This window comes from Bradyrhizobium sp. 63_E2_N1_3 (assembly GCF_052076005.1).
Classification (GTDB): Bacteria; Pseudomonadota; Alphaproteobacteria; order Rhizobiales; family Xanthobacteraceae; genus Bradyrhizobium; species Bradyrhizobium barranii.
Genome location: NZ_CP197235.1, coordinates 1,368,249 through 1,388,801 on the forward strand (window position 1 = coordinate 1,368,249; position 20,553 = coordinate 1,388,801).

18 protein-coding genes and 1 other RNA gene are annotated in these 20,553 nt (G+C 64.9%); 6 read left to right on the plus strand and 13 right to left on the minus strand.

Annotated features, from left to right (window positions below; all coding sequences use genetic code 11):
- Positions 1-72: 72 nt before the first annotated feature.
- The 8 genes from AB7531_RS06295 to AB7531_RS06330 form a co-directional block, all read right to left on the minus strand.
- A complete protein-coding gene (locus AB7531_RS06295) occupies positions 73-1,155 on the minus strand; it encodes a tetratricopeptide repeat protein (protein ID WP_063981021.1) in 1,083 nt (360 codons plus the stop codon).
- An 8-nt stretch (positions 1,156-1,163) separates the two neighbouring features.
- Positions 1,164-1,838, minus strand: coding sequence for a thiamine phosphate synthase (locus AB7531_RS06300; protein WP_063981022.1), 675 nt, complete (start codon positions 1,836-1,838; stop codon positions 1,164-1,166).
- 3 nt (positions 1,839-1,841) lie between these two features.
- Positions 1,842-2,867 carry a class I fructose-bisphosphate aldolase gene (locus tag AB7531_RS06305; protein ID WP_063981023.1) on the minus strand — a complete coding sequence of 342 codons (1,026 nt, stop codon included), beginning with the start codon at positions 2,865-2,867 and terminating at the stop codon, positions 1,842-1,844.
- Positions 2,868-3,156: 289 nt separating this feature from the next.
- Positions 3,157-4,224 carry a class II fructose-bisphosphate aldolase gene (gene fba / locus AB7531_RS06310; protein ID WP_063981024.1) on the minus strand — a complete coding sequence of 356 codons (1,068 nt, stop codon included), beginning with the start codon at positions 4,222-4,224 and terminating at the stop codon, positions 3,157-3,159.
- A gap of 52 nt (positions 4,225-4,276) precedes the next feature.
- Positions 4,277-5,473 (minus strand): phosphoglycerate kinase, encoded by a 1,197-nt coding sequence (locus AB7531_RS06315; RefSeq protein WP_063981025.1) that lies wholly within the window; start codon positions 5,471-5,473, stop codon positions 4,277-4,279.
- A 138-nt stretch (positions 5,474-5,611) separates the two neighbouring features.
- Positions 5,612-6,619 (minus strand): type I glyceraldehyde-3-phosphate dehydrogenase, encoded by a 1,008-nt coding sequence (gap, locus tag AB7531_RS06320; protein ID WP_063981026.1) that lies wholly within the window; start codon positions 6,617-6,619, stop codon positions 5,612-5,614.
- Positions 6,620-6,787: 168 nt separating this feature from the next.
- Positions 6,788-8,773, minus strand: coding sequence for a transketolase (gene tkt, locus AB7531_RS06325; RefSeq protein ID WP_063981027.1), 1,986 nt, complete (start codon positions 8,771-8,773; stop codon positions 6,788-6,790).
- A 182-nt stretch (positions 8,774-8,955) separates the two neighbouring features.
- Complete coding sequence (locus AB7531_RS06330; RefSeq protein ID WP_256376459.1) at positions 8,956-9,090, minus strand: hypothetical protein; 135 nt, start codon at positions 9,088-9,090, stop codon at positions 8,956-8,958.
- Here AB7531_RS06330 and AB7531_RS06335 point away from each other — a divergent pair.
- From AB7531_RS06335 to AB7531_RS06355, 5 genes are all read left to right on the plus strand, one after another.
- Positions 9,059-9,379 (plus strand): DUF4164 domain-containing protein, encoded by a 321-nt coding sequence (locus tag AB7531_RS06335; protein ID WP_020608063.1) that lies wholly within the window; start codon positions 9,059-9,061, stop codon positions 9,377-9,379. The two genes, AB7531_RS06330 and AB7531_RS06335, sit on opposite strands and share 32 nt — an antisense overlap.
- Entirely contained in the window at positions 9,376-9,759 is a 384-nt protein-coding gene (locus AB7531_RS06340; protein WP_028150902.1) for a cell division protein ZapA, read from the plus strand. Before AB7531_RS06335 ends, AB7531_RS06340 begins: the two co-directional genes overlap by 4 nt.
- A gap of 59 nt (positions 9,760-9,818) precedes the next feature.
- A non-coding RNA gene (gene ssrS / locus AB7531_RS06345) (6S RNA) lies at positions 9,819-9,979 on the plus strand.
- A 190-nt stretch (positions 9,980-10,169) separates the two neighbouring features.
- Positions 10,170-10,766, plus strand: a complete 597-nt coding sequence (locus tag AB7531_RS06350) for a 5-formyltetrahydrofolate cyclo-ligase (protein ID WP_166079786.1) — start codon at positions 10,170-10,172, stop codon at positions 10,764-10,766.
- Positions 10,744-11,568 (plus strand): TIGR00282 family metallophosphoesterase, encoded by an 825-nt coding sequence (locus AB7531_RS06355; protein WP_028150900.1) that lies wholly within the window; start codon positions 10,744-10,746, stop codon positions 11,566-11,568. The genes AB7531_RS06350 and AB7531_RS06355 overlap by 23 nt, the downstream gene beginning before the upstream one ends.
- 206 nt (positions 11,569-11,774) lie before the next feature.
- Here AB7531_RS06355 and AB7531_RS06360 read toward each other — a convergent pair whose 3' ends face one another.
- Complete coding sequence (locus AB7531_RS06360; RefSeq protein WP_063981029.1) at positions 11,775-12,842, minus strand: CobW family GTP-binding protein; 1,068 nt, start codon at positions 12,840-12,842, stop codon at positions 11,775-11,777.
- A 120-nt stretch (positions 12,843-12,962) separates the two neighbouring features.
- Here AB7531_RS06360 and AB7531_RS06365 point away from each other — a divergent pair, with 120 nt between their 5' ends.
- Positions 12,963-14,060, plus strand: a complete 1,098-nt coding sequence (locus tag AB7531_RS06365) for a cyclase family protein (protein ID WP_063981030.1) — start codon at positions 12,963-12,965, stop codon at positions 14,058-14,060.
- Between the two features lie 270 nt (positions 14,061-14,330).
- On the opposite strand, the gene AB7531_RS06370 is transcribed toward AB7531_RS06365, so the two are convergent.
- The 4 genes from AB7531_RS06370 to AB7531_RS06385 form a co-directional block, all read right to left on the minus strand.
- On the minus strand, positions 14,331-15,674 hold the full coding sequence (locus tag AB7531_RS06370) for a c-type cytochrome (protein ID WP_063981031.1): 1,344 nt from the start codon (positions 15,672-15,674) through the stop codon (positions 14,331-14,333).
- Positions 15,671-17,839, minus strand: a complete 2,169-nt coding sequence (locus AB7531_RS06375) for a xanthine dehydrogenase family protein molybdopterin-binding subunit (RefSeq protein WP_063986084.1) — start codon at positions 17,837-17,839, stop codon at positions 15,671-15,673. Before AB7531_RS06375 ends, AB7531_RS06370 begins: the two co-directional genes overlap by 4 nt.
- Before the next feature lie 8 nt (positions 17,840-17,847).
- Positions 17,848-18,312, minus strand: coding sequence for a (2Fe-2S)-binding protein (locus tag AB7531_RS06380; RefSeq protein WP_187387920.1), 465 nt, complete (start codon positions 18,310-18,312; stop codon positions 17,848-17,850).
- 733 nt (positions 18,313-19,045) lie between these two features.
- The gene (locus AB7531_RS06385; protein ID WP_063981033.1) at positions 19,046-20,470 is read right to left on the minus strand and encodes a methyl-accepting chemotaxis protein; all 1,425 of its coding nucleotides are present in this window, start codon (positions 20,468-20,470) and stop codon (positions 19,046-19,048) included.
- Positions 20,471-20,553: the final 83 nt, after the last annotated feature.

Sequence of the window (20,553 nt, forward strand, 5' to 3'; positions counted from 1 at the left end):
TGATCGGGGGAAATGGCGCGAAATCGCGCCTGTTTGAAGGATGGGGTGCCCTGCGAGGGCCTTTGCGTCAAGTCATTTGGTCCCGAGCCATTTTCTGGCGGCGGCCTCGGCCTTGCCCCGGTCCTCGGCCGGCAGGTCGGACAATTGCTTGTCGAGCTCCGGATCGCCCTTGCCGGAGGTTTTCGCCACCAGGTGCCATTTAAAGCCCTCGACCTTGTCCACGGACGTGCCCATGCCGTTGATCAGCACCCAGGCCAGGCGGTTCTGCGCGATCGCGCTGCCCTGGCGGGAGGCCTTGCGGAGCAACGCGACGGCGGCCGGCTGGTTCTTCACCGTGCCGGTGCCGTTGAACATGGCGATGGCATATTCGACCTCGGCATCGACATTGTCCGCCAGTGAAGCCGCCTGGAGCAGCCGCACCGCGCGTTCCGGGTCCTTCGGCACGCCGGTGCCTTCCTTGTAGAAGGTCGCCAGCGCGTATTGCGCCTCTGGCAGGCCGGCATCGGCGGCCTGACGCAGCAGCTCGGCGGACCGCTTGACGTCCTGCGGCAGGGTCTGGCCGTCGAGGTAAAGCAGCGCGAGGTTATAGGCCGCCTTGGGCTCGCCGAGCTTGGCGGCGGACGCCATCAGCTTCACCGCCTCGCTTTTGTCGACCGAGCCGCCGCGGCCGGAAATTCGCAGCATGGCGAGCGCGAACATCGCCTCGCGGTCGCCGGCATCGGAGGCGCGCTTGTACCATTCCAGCGCCTTGGCGTAGTCGCGGCGGATGCCCATGGCGTTGGAATAGAGCTCGCCGAGCATGGTCATCGCCTTGGGATCGCCTGCTTGTGCGCGGGCGGTGGCGAGATCGAACGCCGTCTTGTACTGGCCGCGCTGATAGGCGCCGAACACCAGATCGACATTGGGATTGTCGGTTGCCGGTGCGGGGATCACGGTTGCGGGCAGCGCCGGCTTGGGCGAGGCGGCCGGCTTGGGCGAGGCCGAAGGTTTTGGCGCCGGCGCGGCCTCCTTCTTCTTGGCGGCCGGAGGCGGCTTGGGCTTCTGTTTCTCAGGCACAGCGCCAGGCGTGGCCACCGGCGGCGTGATCTGGAGCTGCGCGGCCGCGGGCGCCGTCAGCAGCAGCGTGGCCAGGATGGTGATGCGCGGGAGCTTCATGTCGGGCGCTAGCCGTGCTCCTGACCCGCAAGCGCAGCCGCATGGGCCTTCTTGATCTCAGCGTCGACCTCGATCAGCGCGGCCTTGGGACCGCGCGGATCGGACCAGACGAAATCGCCGACCAGCACGAAATCGGCGCCGCTGGCGGCGAAGTCGTGCGCCTCTTCGAGCGAGGTGGCAAAGCCGACGCAGGGCGGCTCGAACAGCTCGGCCCACCAGTCCAGCCGCTCGGCGATCGCCTGGGACGACGGGCGTTGGCCCTTTGCATCAGGTTCGCCGAACAGCACGTAGTCCGCGCCTATCTCGCCCGCATCCATGGAATGGTGCCGCGTCGTCAGCCCGCCGACGCCGGCGATGCGATCGGGCTTGAGCGATGGCAGCGCCTCTTTCAGCGCGGCGATGCCGGGCAGGTGCGCGCCGTCGGCGCCGCCACGTGCGACCAGTTCGGCATGACCTTCAACGAGCAGCGCGGCGCCCGCCTTCTGGACCGGTGGGGCCAGCGCCTTGATGCGCGTGATCATGGTGCGCTGGTCGGTCTCCTTCAGCCGCAGCAGCACGGCCGCGACGTCGGCGGCAGCGAGCAGGCCCGGCAGCTCGGCGACGAGCGCAGCGGGATCATCGACGGCAGGCGTCGCGAGATAGAGACGCGGCGCCGGGCGCGGCGGAGGCGATTTGTTCGACAAGATCTAGGCTGCTTTCTTTTCCAGGCTGCTTTGCCATTCGCCCTTGGACGCCAGACCATTCATCCGGGCGCGATGGCTGAATGCACTTTGGCCGGCTGCGACATTCTCGGCCTTGCCGGACCAGGCCTTCTGCGGCGCGGCCTGCAGCGCGCGGCCGTAGGAGAAGGTCAGGCCCCAGGGCAGCGGCCCGAGCTTATGCATGGCGTTGAGATGCGCAGTCGCCTCTTCGTCCGACTGGCCGCCGGAGAGGAAGGCGATTCCGGGCACGGCCGCGGGCACGCAGGCCTTCAGCAGCCGAATTGTCTTCTCCGCGACTTCCTCGACGGGAGCCTGCTTCGCGCACTTCTTGCCCGAGATCGCCATGTTCGGCTTCAGCACCATGCCTTCGAGCGCAACGCGCTGCACGCGCAATTCCTGGAAGGTCTTGTTGAGCACGCGGGTCGTCACTTCATAGCAGCGGTCGATGTCGTGATCGCCGTCCATCAGCACCTCAGGCTCGACGATCGGCACGATCTGCGCGGCCTGGCACAGCGCTGCGTAGCGGGCCAGCGCATGGGCGTTGGCGCCGATCGCGGTCATCGACGGAATGCCGCTGCCGATATCGATCACCGCGCGCCATTTGGCGAAGCGCGCGCCGCGCTCGTAATATTTCTTCAGGCGTTCGGCGAGCTTGTCGAGCCCGACGGTGACGAGCTCGCCCGGGCACATCGGCAGGGCTTGCGTGCCCTCGTCGACCTTGATGCCGGGGATGGCGCCGCTCTGTTCGATCAGCTTGACCAGTGGCGTGCCGTCCTTCGCGTCTTGCCAGATCGTCTCGTCATAGAGGATCACGCCGGAGATGTACTGGCTCATGGCCTCCCTGGAGCGGAACAGCATCTCGCGATAGTCGCGGCGATTGCCTTCCGTCGATTCCACCCCGATCGCGTCAAATCGCTTCTTGATGGTGCCGGAGGATTCGTCGGCGGCAAGGATGCCCTTGCCGGGCGCGACCATGGCGGTCGCGATCCTGTTGAGCTCAGTCAGATTCATCGAGAGGTCCTCCCAAAACGATGCTGCCCTTGCCTGTGAAAATAGACCGTTCTCGGGCAATTGCCGAGTTAACGTTCGTCGCAGGGTAAAGGGGCGGGAGGTCAGTTGGGCGAAAAAGAGCGGGCTGGGCGCCCCTTCACCTCGCCCCGCCTGCGGGGAGAGGTCGGATTTTGCGCGTAGCGTAAAATCCGGGTGAGGGGGTACAGGTCTATCGATAGGGCACAATTCGCGGAGCGAGCCCCTCACCCCGACCCTCTCCCCGCGAAGAGCGGGGAGAGGGAGGGATAGATCACGCCACCTTCGGATCGAGTTCGCCCTTGGCGTAGCGCTTGGCCATCTCGGCGGGGGGCAGGACCTTCTTGAACTTGGAGGCCTGGCCTGCGGTATTGAACTCCTGGAGCCGCTGCTTGCACAGCTTGGTCATCGCTTCCATCGCCGGCTTCAGGTACTTGCGCGGGTCGAACTCTTCCGGGTGCTCCTTGAACACCTTGCGGATCTGGCCGGTCATGGCCATGCGGTTGTCGGTGTCGATGTTGATCTTGCGCACGCCGTTCTTGATGCCGCGCTGGATCTCGGCGACCGGAACGCCCCAGGTCGGCTTCATCTTGCCGCCGAACTCGTTGATGATGTCCTGGAGGTCCTGCGGCACCGACGAGGAGCCGTGCATCACGAGATGCGTGTTCGGCAGCTTGCGGTGGATCTCCTCGATCACCTTCATGGCGAGGATGTCGCCGTCGGGCTTGCGGGTGAATTTGTAGGCGCCATGCGAGGTGCCCATCGCGATCGCGAGCGCGTCCACCTTGGTCTCCTGAACGAACTTCACGGCCTCGTCCGGATTGGTCAGGAGCTGGTCGTGGCTCAGCTTGCCTTCGGCGCCGTGGCCGTCTTCCTTGTCGCCCATGCCTGTTTCGAGCGAGCCGAGCACGCCGAGCTCACCCTCGACCGAGATGCCGCCGAGATGGGCCATGTCGGTCACGGTCTTGGTGACGCCGACATTGTAGGTCCAGTCGGCCGGGCTCTTGCCGTCGGCCTTGAGCGAGCCGTCCATCATGACCGAGGTGAAGCCGGCCTGGATCGCGGTCATGCAGGTCGCGGCCTCGTTGCCGTGGTCGAGATGCACGCAGACCGGAATGTGCGGATAGATCTCGGTCACCGCGTCCATCATGTGCTTGAGCATGATGTCGTTGGCGTAGGAGCGCGCACCGCGCGAGGCCTGGATGATGACGGGCGCGTCGACCGTGTTGGCGGCGTCCATGATCGCCAGCGCCTGCTCCATGTTGTTGATGTTGAAGGCCGGTACGCCGTAATCGTTCTCCGCTGCATGGTCGAGCAATTGACGTAACGTGATCCGAGCCATCTGTCTTTTTCTCCGGTTTGGGCCTGCAAGGCCGACTTAAAAGGCCGACTGATTACTTGGTGCGCAGAACTTCGACGCCGGGAAGGGGCTTGCCTTCCATCCATTCAAGGAATGCGCCACCGGCGGTCGAGACATAGGTGAATTGACCGGCCACATGGGCCTGGTTGAGGGCCGCGACCGTGTCGCCGCCGCCCGCGATCGAGATCAGCTTCTTGGCCTTGGTGCGCTCGGCGGCGTGCTTGGCGGCCGACACCGTTCCGCGGTCGAACGGCTGCATCTCGAAGGCGCCGAGCGGTCCGTTCCAGACCAGCGTGGCGGCGTCGTCGATGGCGGCGTGGACACGCGCGATCGATTGCGGGCCGACGTCGAGGATCATGCCGTCGGCCGGGATCGCATCGAGCCCGTAGGCATGCGAGGGCGCGTTCGCCGCGAAATGATAGGCGACGGTGGCGTCGACCGGCAGGATGATCGCGCAATTGGCGGCTTCCGCCTTCTCCATGATGCGGATCGCCGTCGCGGCGAGATCCTTCTCGGCCAGCGACTTGCCGATCCCAACGCCCTGGGCGTGCAGGAAGGTGTTGGCCATGCCGCCGCCGATCACGAGCGCGTCGACCTTGGTGACGAGGTTTTCGAGCAGATCGATCTTGGTCGAGACCTTGGCGCCGCCGATGATCGCGATGACGGGCTTGGTCGGCGAGCCCAGCGCCTTCTCCAGCGCGACGAGCTCGGCCTGCATGGTGCGGCCGGCATAGGCCGGCAGCTTGTGGCCGAGGCCTTCGGTCGTGGCATGGGCGCGGTGCGCGGCCGAGAAGGCGTCATTGACCCAGATGTCGCCGAGTTTTGCCAACTCCGCGACGAAGGCGGGATCGTTCTTTTCCTCTTCCTTGTGGAAGCGGGTATTTTCCAGGCACAGGATGTCACCATCCTTCAACGCAGCCACGGCCGTGGCCGCGGGCTCGCCGACACAGTCGTCGGCGAAGGCGACGGGCCTGTTCACGACTTTCGACAGCGCTTCGGCAACCGGCTTGAGCGACTCCTTGGGGTCGCGTCCCTTCGGCCGGCCGAAATGCGCGAGCAGGATGACCTTGCCGCCCTTGTCCGAGATTTCGGTGATGGTCGGCGCAACGCGCTCGAGCCGGGTCGCGTCGCTGACGCGCCCGTTGTCCATGGGCACGTTGAGATCGACGCGCAGCAGCACGCGCTTGCCCTTCACATCGACGTCGTCGAGGGTGCGGAATTTGTTGGTCATCGGACACTCTCTTGTCCCGGGCGCATAGCGGCGCGGAGTGCCGCCGTGCAGAGCCGGGACCTACGCTGGAGGGACATGGGTCCCGGATCTGCGACGCAGCGTTTCACGCTGCATCGCATCCGGGACACGAGAGCGGAGTTAGATCACCTTCGCGAACGCGACGGCGGTGTCCGCCATGCGGTTCGAGAAGCCCCACTCGTTGTCGTACCAGGACATCACACGCACCAGCGTGCCGTTCTGCACCTTGGTCTGGTCCTCGTGGAAGGTCGAGGAGTGCGGATCGTGGTTGAAGTCGATCGAGACGTTCGGCTGATTGGTGTAGCCGAGAATGCCCTTGAGCTGCTGCTCGGAGGCCCGCTTCATCGCCGCGTTGATTTCCTTGGCGTCGGTGGCGCGCTTGGCGACGATCTTGAGGTCGATGACCGAGACGTTCGGGGACGGCACGCGGATCGAGACGCCGTCGAGCTTGCCCTTGAGTTCCGGGAGCACGAGGCCGATTGCCTTCGCCGCGCCGGTCGAGGTCGGGATCATCGACATCGCCGCCGCACGGCCGCGGTAGAGATCCTTGTGCAGCGTGTCCAGCGTCGGCTGGTCGCCGGTGTAGGCGTGGATCGTGGTCATGAAGCCGGTCTCGATGCCGACCAGGTCGTTCAGCACCTTGGCGACCGGCGCGAGGCAGTTGGTGGTGCAGGAGCCGTTGGAGACGACCAGGTGATCCTTGGTGAGCGTGTCGTGGTTGACGCCGTAGACGATGGTGGCGTCGGCGCCGTCGGCGGGCGCGGAGATCAGCACGCGCTTGGCGCCGGCGGTGAGATGCGCGGAGGCCTTGTCCTTCGCGGTGAAGATGCCGGTGCATTCCATCGCGATGTCGACGCCGAGATCCTTCCAGGGCAGTTTCGAGGGATCGCGCTCGGCGGTCACCTTGATCTTGCCGCCGCCGAGGTTGATGGAGTCGCCATCGACGGTCACGGTGCCGGGGAAGCGGCCATGGACGCTGTCGAAGCGAAGGAGATGCGCGTTGGTCTCGACCGGGCCGAGGTCGTTGATGCCGACGACCTCAATGTCCTTGCGGCCGGACTCGGCAATAGCCCGCAGGATGTTGCGGCCGATGCGGCCAAAACCGTTAATTCCGACGCGGACTGCCATGTTTCATCTCCTTATGACCGTTCAATGACGTGTTCGATAACCCCGATCATCCCGCACAACGCGCTTAGCGCGCCTGCGAGGGTTTTTTAGGGCGGACGCCCGGTTCGGCCGGGCGATGCTTGATCATATGAGAGACTACGTAGTCCTTTTTTTTGGCAAGCTCAACTCTCAGCTAACGCGCTTCAGCACAGCGTTAACCGCAGCCTCGGCGGTAATGCCGAAATGCTTGTAAAGATCCTTCGCCGGCGCGCTCGCGCCGAACGAATGCATGCCGATAAAATCGCCATCCTGGCCGATCACGGCGTCCCAGCCCCAGCGCACTGCGGCCTCGATCGCGACCTTCACCGGCGCGTTGCCGATGATCTCGGCACGCTTGGCTTCTGGTTGCGCTAACAAAAGCTCGAGCGAGGGCACCGAGACCACCCGTGACGCGATGCCGCGCTCGGCGAGCTGCTTCTGGGCGGCGACCGCGATCTCGACCTCGGAGCCGGAAGCGAACAGCGTTGCCTTGGCTTCGCCCTGGGCGGCGACCAGCTCGTAGGCGCCGGCCGCGCAGGGAATGTCGTTCGGCGCATTGGTGCGGAGCTGCGGCAGGTTCTGACGCGTCAGCGCCAGCACGGTCGGGCCGTCGATACGATTGAGCGCAAGCTCCCAGCACTCGGCGACCTCGATGGAGTCGGCGGGGCGGAACACGCGCATGTTCGGAATGGCGCGAAGTGCGGCGAGATGCTCGACCGGCTGGTGGGTCGGGCCGTCTTCGCCGAGGCCGATGGAGTCGTGCGTCATCACGTAGACGACGCCGGCGCCCATCAACGCGGCAAGGCGCATCGCGGGTCGCGCATAGTCGGTGAACACCAGGAAGGTCGCGCCGTTCGGCGCGAAGCCGCCATGCAGGAAGATGCCGTTCATCGCAGCCGCCATGCCGTGCTCGCGGATGCCGTAATGGATGAAGCGGCCTTTTGGCGTCTTGGCCGAGAAAGCTGTGGCCGACTTCGCCTTGTTGTTGTTGGAGCCGGTGAGGTCGGCCGAGCCGGCGAGGAATTCCATCGGCATCGCGCCGGCAATGACTTCGATCACCGCTTCCGAGGATTTGCGGGTCGCCGCGGTCATCGGCTTTTCCAGCAGCTCCTTCTTGTAGGCGCGCACGGCCTTCGCGAGCGAGGCCGGACGCTCGTGGCGCAGACGGCGCTCGAACTCGGCGCGCTTGCGGCTGCCGAGCTCGCCGAGCCGTCCCTCCCATTCCTGCCGTGCCGCCGCGCCGCGGCTGCCGGCTGCGCGCCAGGCCTTAAGCACGTCATCCGGCACCGAGAACGGCTCGAGCGAGATGCCGAGATTTTCCTTGGCGGCCTTGAGCTCGTCGGCGCCGAGCGCCTCGCCATGCGCCTTCGCGGTGCCGGCCTTGTGCGGCGCGCCGAAGCCGATGGTGGTGCGGCAGGCGATCAGCGTCGGCTTGTTGGATTTTTGCGCGCGGGTGATCGCAGCGGCGATGGCGGCCTGGTCATGGCCGTCGATCTTTTCGGCGGCCCAGCCCGCGGACTTGAAGCGCTTCACCTGGTCGACGGAATCGGAGATCGAGGTCGGGCCGTCGATCGAGATGCCGTTGTCGTCGTAGAGCACGATCAGCTTGCCGAGCTTCCAGTGCCCGGCCATCGCGATCGCTTCCTGCGACACGCCTTCCATCAGGTCGCCGTCGGAGGCGAGCACATAGGTGTGGTGGTCGACGATCTTCTTGCCGAACTCGGCGGCCAGCATCTTCTCGGCGAGCGCCATGCCGACCGCGGTCGAGATGCCCTGGCCGAGCGGGCCGGTGGTGGTCTCGATGCCCTTGGTGTGGAAGTTCTCGGGATGGCCCGGGGTCAAGCCGCCGAGCTGGCGGAACTGCTTGAGCTGATCCAGCGTCATGTCGGCATTGCCGGTCAGATACAGCAGCGAATAGAGCAGCATCGAACCGTGGCCGGCCGAGAGCACGAAGCGGTCGCGGTCGGGCCAGTCGGTGGCAGTGGCGTCGAATTTCAGGAATTGCGTGAACAGCACCGTGGCGACGTCGGCGGCGCCCATCGGCAGGCCGGGATGGCCCGATTTCGCCTTCTCGACAGCGTCCATCGAGAGGCCACGGATCGCGTTGGCCATGCGGTTGTGGTCGACTTGCGTCATGTCTGAAATCCGTCTGAAATGAGGCGCTTGGCGGTGGTGCGGGCCGCGTGGGGGGAGCCTGGCGGCCACGGAAGGTTGGGCTGGGATAGCACCTCGGTTCCGGGAGTCCAAGGCAATCAAACGTCGGTTTGGCCGTAAAAGTTGCTTAGCAGTGCATAGTTTCGCGGCGGCGTTGCGCTCCGCTAGCTTGCCACGTAAATTTCTGCTTCTAACCGTTTGCCGAACCGAGTCTTTTGCCGGACGGCAAGCCCCACGGGCAAGGCCACAGGTTCCGCCGCTGACTGCATGAACGATCGCGTTTCAAACAGCTCTGCCATGACGGAGTCCTCGGCCGTCGAGATCGAGATCGCGACCCGCAGACTCATGGCGGCGCTCGACGCGCTCGAAAGCGCGGTGGAGCGGCGGCGCGATGCCGATCGCGACGAGAACGAGCTCGCGGCGCGAATCCAGGCACTGGGCGCGGATCGCTCGCGGCTTGCCGATGAGCTCGACGGCGCGCTGGTGAAGGCGCGCAAGCTCGAGCGCACCAATCGCGAAATCTCCGATCGGCTGGATTCCGCAATCGTCACGATACGCTCGGTGCTCGATACCGGAGAGGACGGATGAGCCACATCAACGTCACCATCAACGGCCGGCAATACCGCATGGCCTGCGAGGAGGGCCAGGAGGTGCGGCTGCTCAAGCTCGCCGAAAGCCTGGAGACGCGAATTCAGTCGCTGCGCGGAAAATTCGGCGAGATCGGTGATGCCAGGCTCACCGTGATGGCGGCGCTGACCGTCTGCGACGAGCTGGTCGACGTTGGCAACCGCGTCCGCACCATGGAGCAGGAGCTGACTGAGCTCAGGGATTTCCGCAATGCCGCCGTCGAGCGCGCCCGGATGACCCAGACCGCCGTGGTGAATGCGCTCAACGCCGCCGCCGAGCGCATCGAGAAGTCGACCCAGGTCCTGAACCGGACGGTGGGCAACGGGATCGCGATCGGCTGATTTTGGGCGGACCGCCCGTTGGGCTGGCGGTTCGTCAGTATCGTTGTTACATTGCGCGGGCGAGGCTGCGACGTGCGTCAGGAGCCATATATCCCCGGGGCCTTATCGATCCTTTAGGGAACTGTCCCTGGCCGGGCCCGTGGGCTCGGACATATGGTGCCCACCTACTTTCGTAGGGAACTCCGGGATCGAGTGCTTCAACGGCGTTCGCGGCTTCGCACTTTTTTTGCTTGGTTTGTGCTTGTCGAAACGACTGCGGCCAGCTCGGTAGATGTCATGCTCCGGCTTGCCCGGCGCATTCAGTACGCCGCAGCCTTTGTGTGAATCACCACCGCCTCTGGAATACTGGATCACCCGCCCCGGTGCGCAAGGGCGCACAAGGTGGGTGATGACGTGGGGGACCAAAGCGCATGTCCAATTCGAAAGCCGAACTCCGTGCCAAAGCCCTCGCGGCGCGCGATGCGCTGAGCGAGAAGAAGCGCACCGCCGCCGCCGCAAAGCTCGCCAAGCGCGGGCTGCCGTTCCCGCTCCTGCCCGGCAGCATCGTCTCCGGCTATTCCCCGATCCGCAGCGAGATCGATCCGCTGCCGCTGATGAAGGCGCTCGCCGAGGCGGGCGCAAGGCTCGCGCTGCCCTGCGTCACCGCCCGCGGCCAGTCGCTGATCTTCCGCATCTTCCATCCGAACGACCGCCTGATGCTCGGCCCGCTCGGCATTCCCGAGCCGTCGCCGGCCGCGGCCGAAGTCATCCCCGACATCATGCTGACGCCGCTCGCGGCCTTCGACCGTCTCGGCCATCGCATCGGCTATGGCGCGGGGCACTACGACCACACCTTCGCGCATCTGCGCAAGACCAAGCAGATCGTCGGCATCGGGCTTGCTTTTGCAGCGCAGGAGATCAAGGCGGTTCCGGCACTATCGCACGACGTCGCGCTGGATTATGTGCTAACGGAATCGGACGTGTTCGATTTCCGGAGTTCTGAAGTTGCGCATTCTCTTCGTGGGTGATGTCGTCGGCCGTAGCGGCCGCAACGCCATCGCCGAATATCTGCCCGGCATGGTCAAGGACTGGTCGCTCGATTTTGTCGTCGTCAACGGCGAGAATTCCGCCGGCGGCTTCGGCATCACGGAAGCGATCTATCAGGAGTTTCTCGATGCCGGGGCCGATGCGGTGACGCTCGGCAATCATTCCTGGGACCAGCGTGAAGCCCTGGTGTTCATCGAGCGCGCCGAACGCCTGGTGCGGCCCACGAACTACCCGCGCGGCACGCCCGGCCGCGGCGCCGCGCTGGTGGAGACCAAGAACGGCAAGCACGCGCTCGTCGTCAACGCGCTCGGCCGGGTCTTCATGACCCCGTTCGACGATCCCTTCGCCGCGCTCGAGCGCGAGCTTGGTGCCTGTCCGCTCGGCGTTGCCGCCGACGCCATCGTCGTCGACTTCCATTGCGAGGCGACCAGCGAGAAGCAGGGCATCGGCTTCTTCTGCGACGGCCGCGCCAGCCTCGTCGTCGGCACCCACACCCATGTGCCGACCGCCGACCACCAGATCCTGTCGGGCGGCACGGCCTACATGACCGACGCCGGCATGACCGGCGATTACGATTCCATCATCGGCATGCAGAAGGAAGAACCGCTGCGGCGCTTCACGTCGGGGATTCCCTCCGGCCGGTTCGAGCCGGCGGCTGGCGTTGCAACGCTCAGCGGCGTTGCGGTCGAGACGGATGATGCCACGGGCCTTGCGCTAAAGATTGCGCCGGTGCGCGTCGGCGGCCGGCTGGAGCCGGCGACGCCGAAGTTCTGGTTGAGCTGAAGTCTCACGGTATTGGCCACCCTCCCCTGGAGGGGGAGGGTCGCTACGCATGAAGCGAAGCGGAATGCGTAGCGGGGTGGGGTGACGGTCCTTCCGCGACGAACAGTGCCCGCGTGGAGAGATCACCCCACCCCGCTCGCGCTTCGCGCGATCGACCCTCCCCCTCCAGGGGAGGGTAAGAGCAGCGTCGCTCATTTCGACGCGCCTCACGCTGCGGCGCGAACCGCCTGCCAGAGCTCAAGCACGTCCGCCCGCAAGATCCCGCGCGTGATGAAGACGATGCGCGAGCGGCGATCGCTGTCGGGCCAGCCGCTGAGCGCGACCGGCGGATGGAAGACGTGATGCACGCCATGGATCACGATCGGCGTCGGTTCGTCACGGAGATTGAGGATCCCCTTCACCCGCAGCAGATCCTGGCCGCGCGCGTTGCGTAAATGCGCAAGCCAGTGCGTCACGGCCATCCAGTCGAGCGGCTCGTCGAACGCCAGCATGAAGCTCGCGATCGACGCATCGTGATCATGATGGTCATGATCATGGTGCGCGTGATGATCGTGATGCGCATGGCCGGCGTGCGCATCTGGTTCCGCGAAGGCCCGCTCGTTGAGCCAGCGCTCAACGTCTATCCTTTTCAGCTCGGGATCGATCAGGCCGGCGCCGAATAGCTGCGCGGGATCGATCTCGCCGTGACTGACGTTTTCGATTCTGGCGCCGGGATTGAGCCGCCGCAGGCGCAGCTCAAGCGCGGCGATGTCCTCGACCAGGTCGCTCTTGGTGATCAACAGCCGGTCGGCCAACGCCACCTGTTTCACCGCCTCATACTGCCGGTCGAGCTGATGCGGCGCGTTGACCGCATCGACCGTGGTCACGACCGTGTCGAGCCGCAGGAAGTGCGAGACGAGCGGATTGTTGAGCAGAAGCTGCACGATCGGCGCGGGGTCGGCGAGCCCGGTGGTCTCGACCAGGATACGGCGGAACGGCGGAATCTCGCCGCGGTCCCGCTTCACCAGAAGGTCTCGCAGCGTCTGCTCCAGGTCGCTGCGGATGGTGCAGCAGATGCATCCGCTCGCAAGCACGGCGACTTCGCCGTCGACGCGTTCGACCAGGAGATGGTCGAGGCTGACTTCGCCGTACTCGTTGATGATGACGGCGCTGTCTTTCATGCCGTCGTGGCGCAGCAAGCGATTGAGCAGCGTGGTCTTGCCGCTGCCGAGAAAGCCGGTGATCAGCGAGACCGGAAGTCGCTGCGCGGATTTATCGCTTTCGAACAGGCCCATGGGAAGCTCTCGCGTCGGCCGTCTTATTTTTGTCGCTGGACAACAGCGTAGCGGAGGAGGAGGCTAGCGGAAACAATTTTAGAGTCAGACATTGTTCTGACCACAACCTGGGAGGGTGGAATGTCTAACGAGATCAATAACGTAGATCAAGACGGCGGCGGCTCCACGACGGATCGCCGGACCCTGCTCCGCACCGCGGGCATCGCCGGCGTTGCTGGAGCCGCGCTCGCCGGCTCGATGCACGGCAAGTTCGCGCTTGCACCGATCAGTGAGGCCCAGGCGCAGACTGCAACCTCCATGCCCAAGGGCACCGACAAGCCCTGGTGGCCATCGAAATGGGGTAAGGATGACGAGTCCGGCGCATCCAACCACATCACCCCGGCGAAGGTCCTCGACGCGGCGAAATGGATCAAGGACGGCAAGATCTACAAGATCGGCCGCGTCTACGAAGCCGCCATGCCGCTGTTTGGTGCGCGTATATTCGCACTGCGCATTCCCGGCAGCCCGACCGGCGGCCCGTTCGGTGACAATAAGATGGTCTATCACGACGAATTCCTGGCCACCGAGATCGGCCAGACCGGTACGCAGTTCGACGGCCTCGGCCATATTGGAGTCCAGCTCGGCAAGGACGGCGACAAGAGCGAGATGCGATTCTACAATGGCTTCACAGCTGCAGAAATTAGCGACGCATACGGGCTCAAGAAGCTTGGCATCGAGAAGCTTAAGCCGATCTTCACCCGCGCGCATCTGCTCGACATGGTCGCGCTCAAGGGCGGCATGATGGATGCGGGGCAGGAGATCACCTCGGCTGACATCAAGGCGGCGCTGGCGAAGCAGAACATCCCCGAGAGCGACATCAAGCCTGGCGACGCGATCATGTTCCACACCGGCTGGGGCTCGCTGTGGATGAAGAACAATGATCGCTTCAACAGTGGCGAGCCGGGCATCGGCCTCGATGCTGCGAAGTGGGTGGTCGAAAAGGATCTTGCGCTGACCGGCGCCGACACCTGGGCGGTCGAGGTGGTGCCCAATCCCGACAAGTCGCTCGCTTTCGTGGTCCACGCCGAGCTGCAGACCAAGCACGGCATCCACAACCACGAGAACCTGATCTTCGACGATCTGATCGCCGAGAAGAAGTATCAGTTCGTCTATTCGTTCACCCCGGCGCCCATCAAGGGCGCGACGGGAAGCAACGGATGTCCGATTGCGATTACGTGACGATACGCATCGGCGCGGGCGGGTGACGCGTCCGCGCCGATGTTATGGTTGAGCTGAAAGCGGCGCCACATCCTCGGTGTCGTCCCCGCCTAGTGCGCAATTGCGCACGGGGGCGGGGATCCATAACCCCAGGGAGTAGTGCGGGGCACAGCTCCCACACCGAATCTTCGCCAAACCCCGCCCTGTGGGTATGGGTCCCGGATCTGCGCTTCGCTTGTCCGGGACGACGGCGGAGATTGGCGCGCGATCACGCGTCAATCTCGTCGTACACTACTCCGCCGTCTGCTCCCGCAGCTCCGCGACATCCTTCGCCGTCAGCTTCGAGCCCTTGGTGCCGAACCGTGCCGTGACGTAGTTCGCCACCGCCGCGATCTCGTCGTCGCTATACGCATCGCCGAACGCCGGCATCGAGAGCGCGCCGTCGGGCGTATGCCGCTTGGTGCCCGACAGCACGATCTGCGCGACGTTGGTGGCGGCGGGGTCGTTGACGGCCCAGGTGCCGGTCAGCGTCGCCATCGGCGAGACCGGGCTCTCGCCGCTCCAGCCGTGGCAGCTGGCGCAGGCGCTGGCGAACACCATCTTGCCGCGTGCGTCGGCCGTGACGCCGTCCTTGTGCGAGGCGGGCGCGGCCGGTGCCGTGGTGGCAGGCAGGTCGGGCGAGGCCACCGGCGGCACGCTGCGCAGATAGGCGACGACCGCGCGGATGTCTTCGGGAGCGAACTGGCTGAAGCTGTGATCGACCGCTTCGCCCATCGGACCCGAGGCCGAGCCGTGGCCCGGCGCGTGGCCGAGCGAGAGATACGAGATCAGATCCTCGTCGCGCCAATTGCCGAGGCCGGTGGCCTTGTCGGAGGAGATGTTGAAAGCGCGCCAGCCGGCCGTGATCGCGCCGCCGAACTTCTTGCGGTTGTCGAGCGCAAAGCCGAGATTGCGCGGCGTGTGGCACTCGCCGCAATGCGCCAGCGCTTCGGCGAGATACGCACCTCTGTTCCACTCCGGGCTCTTCGAGGTATCCGGCGTAAAGCGCGTGTCCGGATTGAACACGGCCGACCAGAAGATCATCGCCCAGCGCTGGTTGAACGGGAACGACAGCGTGTTGTCGGGCGCTTTCGCGCGCACTGCCGGCAGGCTGAACAGATACGCCTTCACCGCCAGCACGTCCTCGTCCGTCATGTAGGTGTAGGACGTGTAGGGCATGGCCGGATAGAGCCGCGCGCCGTCATGACGCGTGCCGCGCTGGACCGCGTTGAGGAAATCCTGGTCGCTGTAATTGCCGATGCCGGTGTCCTTGTCCGGCGTGATGTTGGTCGAATAGAGCGTGCCGAACGGCAGCTTGAAGCCGAGCCCGCCGGAATATTCCTTCTCGCCGGGCTTGGTGTGGCAGACCATGCAGTCGGCCGCCTTCGCGAGATACTCGCCGCGCTCGACCACACTCGCTTTCTCCAGCTTGGCCGGCACGCCGGTCGGCTTGCCGGCGCGATAATCCGCCAGCGCCACTTTGGTGCCGCCGGCGAAGTCGAGCGGACCGGGCCCACGGATGATCCAGACGCCGAGCGCCGCCACGACGATGGCGATCACGACCAGGCTTGTGAGGATACGCATCTTGCCGCTCATGCCTTCTTCCCCGCAGCCAGAAGTTTCCGGTCGATCGGCAGGCGCCGCAGCGCCACGCCGGTTGCGGCGTAAATCGCGTTGCGCAGGGCCGGTGGTCCGGCATTGACGCCGGCTTCGCCGATGCCGCCGGGCGCTTCGCCGCTCTTGACGACGATGACCTCGATCTTCGGCGTCTCGTTGATGCGCATCATGCGGTAGTCGTGGAAGTTCGACTGCTGCACGCGGCCCTTGTCGATGGTGATCTCGCCATAGAGCGCGGCGGTGAGGCCGAAGATCAGCCCGCCCTCGATCTGCGCCTTGATCGTATCGGGGTTGACCGCAATGCCGGTGTCCACCACCGAGGTGATGCGGCGCAGGGTGATCTCGCCGATGTCGTCGATCTCGGCTTCCACCACAGTTGCGAGGAAGCTCGCAAACGATGGCTGCAGGCAGACGCCACGGCCAACGCGGGCCGGCAGCGGTTGGCCCCAGCCGGATTTCTCCGCGGCAAGGTTGAGCACCGCGAGCGCACGCGGAGTCTTGGTCAGCATCGACCTTCGGAATTCGACCGGATCCTTGCCGGCCTTGCGCGCAAGTTCGTCCAGCGCGCATTCGAACGCGAACACATTGTTGTTCGGGCCGACACCGCGCCAGAAGCCGGTCGGCACAGCCGGTGGCTCGGCACGGACATATTCGACGTGGAAGTTGGGAAAGTCGTAGGGCGTCTCCACGGCGGCGTCGACCGCGTCGATATCGACGCCCTTCTGGAACGCTGGCGGCAGCCAGCGGGCAATCACCGCAGAACCTGCGATCTTGTACTTCCAGGCCGCCACCTTGCCATCGACCAGGGTCGCATTGACCTGGTCGCGATAGACCGGGCGGTAGACGTCGTGCTGGATGTCCTCCTCGCGGGTCCATATCACCTTGACGGGATAGTCGACCTGCTTGGCGATCTTGACCGCCGCAACCACCATATCGGGTTCGAGCTTGCGGCCGAAACCGCCGCCGAGCAGGTGCTGGTTGACGATCACCTTCTCGACGGGAAGGCCGGCGGCCTTCGCCGCCTCCGACTGCACGCGCGTCATGATTTGTGTGCCGGTCCAGATCTCGCAGGCATCCGGCCTGACGTGAACGGTGGCGTTGATCGGCTCCATCGAGGCATGCGCGAGGAACGGCAGTTCGAAGCTCGCCTCGAACTTGTCTCCGCTGGCAAGCCCCTTGGCGATGTCGCCGACGGATTTCGCGATCGCGCCATCCTTCTCGCTGGCCTTGCGTAAATCGTCCCAGATGTCCTTGGTGGAGATCTTGGCGTTCGGTCCTTCGTTCCACTCGATCTTGAGCGCTTCGAGACCTTTCTTGGCCGCCCACATGTGATCGCCGATCACGGCGACGGCGTCGTCGAGCACGACGACCTTGCGCACGCCGGCGACTTTCATCGCTGCGCTGTCATCGACCTTGCCGACCTTGCCGCCGAACACCGGGCAATTGGCGATCGCGGCAATCTTCATGTTGGGCAGGATCGCGTCGATGCCGTAGACGACTTTGCCGTTGACCTTGTCCGGTGTATCCAGCCGCTTCAGCGGTTGGCCTATGAGGACGAAGTCCTTGGGGTCCTTGACCGGGACATCCTTCGGCGGTGTCTGGCTCTGTGCCGCCAGCGCGAGCTCACCATAGCCGAGCTTGCGGCCGCTTGCCGCATGGATGACTTCGCCCTTGGACGTCGTGCAACTCGCGGGCTCGACCTGCCATTGCGCGGCGGCGGCCTGCACCAGCATCGCGCGCGCGCTGGCACCCGCTTCGCGTAGCGGCTTCCACCAGGCGCGGATCGACGTCGAACCACCCGTCGCCTGCAGTCCGAAGGCGGGATTGGCGTAGAACTTGTCGTTTGGCGGCGCGTGCAACGCCCCGACCTTTGCCCAATCGGCGTCGAGCTCTTCGGCCAGAACCATCGAGATCGAGGTGTAGATGCCCTGACCCATCTCCACCTGCGGCATGATCAGCGTGGTCTGGCCGGTCTCGTCGATACGGATGAAGGCGTTGGGCGCGAACTTGCCGTCGGTCGTATCCTTCGGCTGCTCCGGCTCGTTGACGGCGGCCCGTAGGGGCAGGTGAAAGGCGAGCAGGAAACCGGTCGCAAGACCGCTGGTCAGAAGCGTGCGGCGGGAGAGGCTGTTGTGTGCATTCATGGCGGACCTCACGACTGACGGCCGTTGGCGGCCTGCTTGATGGCCTCGCGGATGCGGACATAGGTGCCGCAGCGGCAGATGTTGCCAGCCATCGCGGCGTCGATGTCGGAATCATCCGGATGAGAGGTGGTTGCCAGTAGAGCGGCGGCCGCCATGATCTGGCCGGATTGGCAATACCCGCACTGGACCACCTCGAGATCGAGCCAGGCTTTCTGCACCTTCGCGCCTGCGAGCGTATTGCCGACATGTTCGATGGTGGTGATGGCGCGGTTCGCAACCGCGCTGACCGGCAGGACACAGGAGCGCACGGCCTTGCCGTCGACATGCACCGTGCAGGCACCGCATTGCGCGATGCCGCAGCCGAATTTCGTGCCCGTCATTCCGAGGATGTCGCGCAGCACCCACAGCAGCGGCATTTCCGGCGGCGCGTCGAACGATTTCGTTTCGCCGTTGATGGTGAGAGTTGTTGCCATATGCATCCCCTTGCTCGCTTGATCGCTTGCGGCGATCTCGTCGGCGAATTCGTGCGCGACAATAATCATACTGATGCGAAACGATGAAGCGCCAGAATATCCGGCGATGCATATTTGCGTTGCCGACGCGTCAGGCCATGACGTTCACGAATTTGTGCGGCGATCGCTGCAGCGGAATTGGGCCAATTGATATGATAATCGTCATGTTGTGACGCATTTTCGTCGCATGCATCGTTGATCGCCGCAGATGATCGTGCGAATGCGGAAATTCATGCGATGACGAAATTCGTGCGATTGGGAAAGTCGGGCCGTGGCACGTCCTTGCTCGCGGCCATCCTTCGAGACGCCCGCCTGCGGCGGGCCCTCAGGATGAGGACTGAGTGTGCGGCCGTCGTTTTGACGAGCACCGATGCCGCTTAGCCTCATCCTGAGGAGACCGCGAAGCGGTCGTCTCGAAGGACGAGGCGCGCGCTCAGGTCGTGCAAAATGCCATACGCGATAGCTCCACTTTGCGGGAGTGGGCTGCTGCGCTGGCAGATGCAGACTGACCCGGGTGAGGGGTTTGTCTGCACGTATGGGTGATTTCGGAATAGTAGTATTATGCGCCTGTTTTGCCCGACGCGTCAAACTGCGTCCTGGCCTGCCGGCGTAAGTCCTTGATTCCCCTGGCCCCCGCTACTGTGCATGGGGTTGTTTTTCAGGTTTTTGATTCAGGGGGCCGCCGGAGCGACCCTCAGCTCTGCCGAAAACCCATCCGGAAGGCGCCCCAGTGCTTGCCGCGGATCACGATCGGCGAGGACAGGTCCTTCATCAGCACGAACTGTCCGCCGCCCATGTCGCGGCGATAGGTCTGGAGCAGGAACGGTTTTGTGTTGGCCGCGACCTTCTTCACCGCGCGATCGCTGAACAGGCGGCGGTTGCGGCAATTGGCGTTGTTCCAGACGGGGTCCTTGCCCTGCGGCAGGCGGTAGTTCGGGTTGTGGGTCGGCAGATAGCCGCCCTTGGCCCAGGCGACGCAGAACACGATGCGGGAATCGGACTTCTGGATTGGGTCCTGGATGGCGGGCAGCACGCGGTCGGTGAAGTCGACGTAGTTGGTCTTGTATTGCTTGGGATCGGTGCCGGGGGTTTCCCGGTAGTTCTCGTCCATGAGCTGGTCGAGCGTGATCTCGCCGCGGTCGATTGCGGCCTCGAACTCGTCCGAGATCCGCTTTGCGGTCTCGACGACGACGCGGATCAGCGGCGCATCCGATGTCTCCACGCCGCTGTCGGCGATCATTGCGATCAGCGCTTCGGAGGTGTCGAGCAGTTTTGTCACGCGCTGATCGGCGTTCTTGAGATCGCGCGAGGACAGGTCGACGCCCTTGGCGAGCTCGTTGAGCTCGCTGATGACCGTGTCGCAATGGCCGAGATTGGAGGTCGCGGCGCGCGTGACGCTGTCAATCTCCGCTTCCACCGAGGCAAAACCCTGCTGGACCCGCGAGATGATGCCGGAGATCTGCTGGGCGCCTTCGCCGGCAGTCTTAGCGCGTTGCGAAGCGTCGCTGCTCTCGCCGATCAGGCCTTCGATCTGGCCGTCGAGATCGCGCACGGTGTCGGAGATCTGATGCGTGGCCGCACGGGTAGCCTCCGCGAGATTCTTGACCTCGCTTGCGACCACCGCAAAACCACGGCCGGCATTGCCGGCGCGGGCCGCCTCGATGGTGGCGTTGAGCGCGAGCAAATTGGTCTGCTTCGCGATCGCCTCGATCGAGCCGGACACTTTTGCCACCTGCGCCAGCGCCGAGCCGACCGCGCTCAGGCGCGCCTCGATCCGCTCCACGGCTGCGACGAGCTCGGAGATGTGGCTGACCGCGGTGTCGACCGCGCCGCGCGACTGCGCGATCTCGCCGACCGCCGCCGATGCGGTCGATTGCACCGCCTGCGATGCGTTGGCGATATCGTGATTGGCCGAGACCATGGTCTCGGCCGTCTCCTGGAGGTGATGGAACCGTTCGGACTGGTTCGCGACGCGGTTTGCGACCTCCTGGACGTTGCCGGCGATGTCGGCGAGCTCGACGCCGAGGCCGCCGATGCGGTCGGCGAGCTGGTCGATCAGACGTTCGGCAAGTGTCCGGTTGGAGCCGGTGTCCAGGACTGCAAATTGTGCGACGGACATGTTTTGAGAGTCCTCCAGTCAGAGCCGTTCGCCGGCTCTCCGCGGCATTCCCATTCCAATTCCAGCCTTAAAGGATGATTCGC

What these genes read in the sequence shown, in the direction of transcription:
- AB7531_RS06295 (WP_063981021.1), bottom strand. Translation starts at nt 1,155, where the DNA reads ATGAAGCTCCCGCGCATCACCATCCTGGCCACGCTGCTGCTGACGGCG.
- AB7531_RS06305 (WP_063981023.1), bottom strand. Translation starts at nt 2,867, where the DNA reads ATGAATCTGACTGAGCTCAACAGGATCGCGACCGCCATGGTCGCGCCC.
- fba (WP_063981024.1), bottom strand. Translation starts at nt 4,224, where the DNA reads ATGGCTCGGATCACGTTACGTCAATTGCTCGACCATGCAGCGGAGAAC.
- AB7531_RS06315 (WP_063981025.1), bottom strand. Translation starts at nt 5,473, where the DNA reads ATGACCAACAAATTCCGCACCCTCGACGACGTCGATGTGAAGGGCAAG.
- gap (WP_063981026.1), bottom strand. Translation starts at nt 6,619, where the DNA reads ATGGCAGTCCGCGTCGGAATTAACGGTTTTGGCCGCATCGGCCGCAAC.
- tkt (WP_063981027.1), bottom strand. Translation starts at nt 8,773, where the DNA reads ATGACGCAAGTCGACCACAACCGCATGGCCAACGCGATCCGTGGCCTC.
- AB7531_RS06335 (WP_020608063.1), top strand. Translation starts at nt 9,059, where the DNA reads ATGAACGATCGCGTTTCAAACAGCTCTGCCATGACGGAGTCCTCGGCC.
- AB7531_RS06330 (WP_256376459.1), bottom strand. Translation starts at nt 9,090, where the DNA reads ATGGCAGAGCTGTTTGAAACGCGATCGTTCATGCAGTCAGCGGCGGAA.
- AB7531_RS06340 (WP_028150902.1), top strand. Translation starts at nt 9,376, where the DNA reads ATGAGCCACATCAACGTCACCATCAACGGCCGGCAATACCGCATGGCC.
- AB7531_RS06350 (WP_166079786.1), top strand. Translation starts at nt 10,170, where the DNA reads ATGTCCAATTCGAAAGCCGAACTCCGTGCCAAAGCCCTCGCGGCGCGC.
- AB7531_RS06360 (WP_063981029.1), bottom strand. Translation starts at nt 12,842, where the DNA reads ATGGGCCTGTTCGAAAGCGATAAATCCGCGCAGCGACTTCCGGTCTCG.
- AB7531_RS06365 (WP_063981030.1), top strand. Translation starts at nt 12,963, where the DNA reads ATGTCTAACGAGATCAATAACGTAGATCAAGACGGCGGCGGCTCCACG.
- AB7531_RS06370 (WP_063981031.1), bottom strand. Translation starts at nt 15,674, where the DNA reads ATGAGCGGCAAGATGCGTATCCTCACAAGCCTGGTCGTGATCGCCATC.
- AB7531_RS06375 (WP_063986084.1), bottom strand. Translation starts at nt 17,839, where the DNA reads ATGAATGCACACAACAGCCTCTCCCGCCGCACGCTTCTGACCAGCGGT.
- AB7531_RS06380 (WP_187387920.1), bottom strand. Translation starts at nt 18,312, where the DNA reads ATGGCAACAACTCTCACCATCAACGGCGAAACGAAATCGTTCGACGCG.
- AB7531_RS06385 (WP_063981033.1), bottom strand. Translation starts at nt 20,470, where the DNA reads ATGTCCGTCGCACAATTTGCAGTCCTGGACACCGGCTCCAACCGGACA.